General features: G+C 66.6%; 4 protein-coding genes. 1 reads left to right on the top strand and 3 read right to left on the bottom strand.

Going from position 1 to position 3139, the window contains the following annotated elements; genetic code table 11:
- Positions 1-91: 91 nt before the first annotated feature.
- On the bottom strand, positions 92-673 hold the full coding sequence (locus RMO30_RS02860) for an ATP-dependent Clp protease proteolytic subunit (RefSeq protein ID WP_309709254.1): 582 nt from the start codon (positions 671-673) through the stop codon (positions 92-94).
- 112 nt (positions 674-785) lie between these two features.
- Between RMO30_RS02860 and RMO30_RS02855 the strand changes: the two genes are divergently transcribed.
- Positions 786-1265, top strand: coding sequence for a tetratricopeptide repeat protein (locus tag RMO30_RS02855; RefSeq protein ID WP_309709252.1), 480 nt, complete (start codon positions 786-788; stop codon positions 1263-1265).
- On the opposite strand, the gene RMO30_RS02850 is transcribed toward RMO30_RS02855, so the two are convergent.
- Together RMO30_RS02850 and tig are read right to left on the bottom strand one after the other, a co-directional pair.
- A complete protein-coding gene (locus RMO30_RS02850) occupies positions 1262-1777 on the bottom strand; it encodes a DUF1697 domain-containing protein (protein ID WP_309709250.1) in 516 nt (171 codons plus the stop codon). The genes RMO30_RS02855 and RMO30_RS02850 overlap by 4 nt on opposite strands.
- Positions 1778-1933: 156 nt before the next feature.
- The coding region (gene tig, locus RMO30_RS02845; protein ID WP_309709248.1) for a trigger factor at positions 1934-3139 on the bottom strand (1206 nt) is incomplete at its 5' end.

Genomic DNA, 3139 nt, shown 5'->3' with positions numbered 1-3139 from the left:
TCGAACGAGGGGAGGATGTAGCGGGACTGCGGCATAAGATCGGGCGACGTCGTCGCTTGGGGCATGTGGAGCGGGTTCATCAGCGCTTCCTCTACTTGGTGCCGCCGCCGCCGATGACGTCGGCAGCAGACTCGCGGATGTGGTCGACGAAGCCGTACTCGAGGGCTTCCTGGGCGTTGAACCAGCGGTCGCGGTCGCCGTCGGCGTTGACCTGCTCGACGCTCTTTCCGGTCTGCTCGGCCGTGATCTCGGCGAGACGCTTCTTCATGTCGAGGATGAGCGCCGCCTGGGTCTGGATGTCAGAGGACGTGCCGCCGAATCCACCGTGCGGCTGGTGCAGCAGCACGCGCGCGTTCGGCGTGATGTAGCGCTTGCCCTTCGTGCCGGCGGTGAGCAGCAGCTGCCCCATCGACGCGGCCATTCCGATACCGACGGTCACGATGTCGTTGGGAACGAACTGCATCGTGTCGTAGATCGCCATCCCCGCGGTGATCGAGCCACCGGGGCTGTTGATGTAGAGGTAGATGTCTTTGTTCGAGTCCTCGGCTGCGAGCAGTAGCAGCTTGGCCGCGATCTCGTTCGCGTTCTCGTCGCGCACCTCGGATCCGAGCCAGATGATGCGGTCCTTGAGGAGTCGGTCGAAGACGCTCGGCGGGAATGCCGTATCGGCCATGAGGGGAAGCTCCGTTCGTTGATTCCGAGGTCGAATCTACTTGGGGCAATGGGGGCGCCACGGCCATGTTCGCCCTGGGCATAGGCGGTGTCGCACGTCGTATCGTCGTGGGATGGACGAGTGGGCGACGCGGGTCGCGGCAGTGTGGGCGGATGCCGGCAACCGACCCGAACCTGAGGTCGAGGCGGCGATCGAGTCGCTCGTAGCCGAACGACCCGACGATGCCGTCGCGATCTTCGAACTCGCGGGAGTACGCGACTTCGTCGGCCGGGAGGCCGAGGCCGAACCCCTCTACCGTCGAGCGCTCGAGCTCGGGCTCGACGAGCCGCAGCACGGGCAGGCCGTCATCCAGCTGGCTAGCACCGTGCGCAACCTCGGTCGGCCCGACGAGACGCTCGCCCTGTTGCGCGACGAGTTCGCCGAGCATCCCGAGCATCCGCTCGCCGACGCGGCGACAGCCTTCGCGGCGCTCGCCCTCGCCGACACCGGGGCAGAGCGCGAGGCGCTCGTCGCCGCGCTGCGTGCCCTCGCCCCGCACCTGCGGGCATACGGTCGCGCCGTCACCGCCTACGCCGACGACCTGCTCGGCTAGAGCAACAGCTTCTCGAGGGTGTTGAGGTTGCGGGTGGTGAGCCAGGGCTTGTGCCTACCCGAGCTCAGCGCCCTGCCCATCGCCGAGTCGAGCGTCGAACCTTTCGGAGTCGACCAGTAGAGCACCCCGTCACCCCGGCTCGCCTGCTCGACGGCCGGGTCGAGATCGACGGCCAGCAGAGCGTCGAGCAGCTCCGGCTTCAGGATGAACACGACGTACGCGTGCCGCTCGGAGGTGCGCTCGAACGGGAACGCCGCCGCGATCGCCCGCACCTTCTCCTGCGCGAGCACGTGCACCCACGCCTCGTATCCGAATCGCTCGCGCAGTGCGGCTTCGAGCTTCCCTTTGGCGGTGGATGCGGCATCCGTCGTCGTGAACAGCACGTTCCCGCTTGCCAGCACCGTCTTCACGTCGTCGTAGCCGAGCCCGCTCACCACTTCGGCGAGGTCGGCCATCTTGACGGTGACCCCACCCACGTTCACCCCGCGGAGCAGCGCCACATACCGCGTCATCCCGTCAGGATGCCACTCACACCCGGCGGAAACCCCTCGATTCGTGCCGATTGGCGGCTGGGGGCCGTTAGACCGCCAATCCGCACGAATCGTCGGGGTTGCGGTCCTGCACATGCGAAAGCCCCGACCGCGCGGGCCGGGGCTTTCGGGAAAATCTCAGTGCGAGTGACCCTCGTGGTCGTCGTGGTCGTGACCTTCGTGCTCGTCGATCGCGAACGCTTCACCCGAGTCGCCGTCGCCGAGCGCGCGGGCGAGGAAGTCGGAGACATCCACCGCCTTGCCCTTGGTGTCGACGACCTTCGCCTTGCTCAGCACGATCGCGAGCGCCTTCGAGCGGGCGATCTCGCCGACGACGCCGGGAAGCTGCCCGTTCTGGTCGAGGATCTTCACGAACTCGCCCGGCTCCATGCCGTACTGCTGGCTGGCCTGCACGACGTAGGCGGTGAGCTCGTTCTGGCCGACCTTCACCTCTTCGGCTTCGGCGATCGCGTCGAGCAGAATCTGCTGACGGAACGTCTTCTCGCTCGACACGACGACCTCTGCGCGGTGCTCGTCGTCTTCGAGGCGGCCCTCGCCTTCGAGGTGACGGTGCACCTCGTCGTCGATGAGTTGCTGCGGCACCGGAAGCTCAAGCTTCTCGAGCAGCACGCCGACGATCTTGTCGCGCGCCTCGATCGACTGCGAGAACGCCTTGCTCTTCTCGAGCTGAGCGCGCAGGTCGGCGCGGAGTTCACCGATGGTGTCGAACTGCGACGCGATCTGCGCGAACTCGTCGTCGGCTTCGGGCAGTTCGCGCTCCTTGACCGACAGCAGGGTCACGGCGATCTGAGCCTTCTCGCCCTCGTGGTCGCCGCCGAGCAGGTTCGACTCGAACGTGGTCGACTCGCCCGCTGTCAGGGTGTCGAGTGCCTCGTCGATTCCATCGATCAGCTCACCCGAGCCGAGCTCGTACGAGATGTTGCTCGCGGTGTCGACATCCTGCCCACCGATGGTGGCGTTCAGGTCGAGCGTGAGGAAGTCACCGGTCTTCGCCGGGCGGTCGACGGTGACGAGGGTACCGAAGCGGGTGCGCAAGTTTTCAAGCTCGTTCTCGACCTCATCCGGCGAGACGGCGACCGGCTCGACCTCGAGCTTCAGCCCGTCGTACTTCGGAAGGTCGAAGTCGGGGCGCACATCCACCTCGACGGTGATCTTGAGATCACCCGAGAAGTCCTTCTCGCTGGGCAGCTCGACGATGTCGGCCGACGGGCGGCCGAGCGGCTTCAGGTTCTCGTCGCGCGCGGCGTCGCGGTAGAACTTGTCGAGGCCCTCGTTGACGGCGTGGCTGATGACCTCGCCACGGCCGACGCGCTGGTCGATGAT

The organism is Pseudolysinimonas sp. (assembly GCF_031389465.1).
Taxonomy (GTDB): domain Bacteria; phylum Actinomycetota; class Actinomycetes; order Actinomycetales; family Microbacteriaceae; genus Pseudolysinimonas_A.
This window is presented reverse-complemented; position numbering and strand designations above follow the sequence as displayed.

What these genes read in the sequence shown, in the direction of transcription:
- RMO30_RS02860 (WP_309709254.1), bottom strand. Translation starts at nt 673, where the DNA reads ATGGCCGATACGGCATTCCCGCCGAGCGTCTTCGACCGACTCCTCAAG.
- RMO30_RS02855 (WP_309709252.1), top strand. Translation starts at nt 786, where the DNA reads ATGGACGAGTGGGCGACGCGGGTCGCGGCAGTGTGGGCGGATGCCGGC.
- RMO30_RS02850 (WP_309709250.1), bottom strand. Translation starts at nt 1,777, where the DNA reads ATGACGCGGTATGTGGCGCTGCTCCGCGGGGTGAACGTGGGTGGGGTC.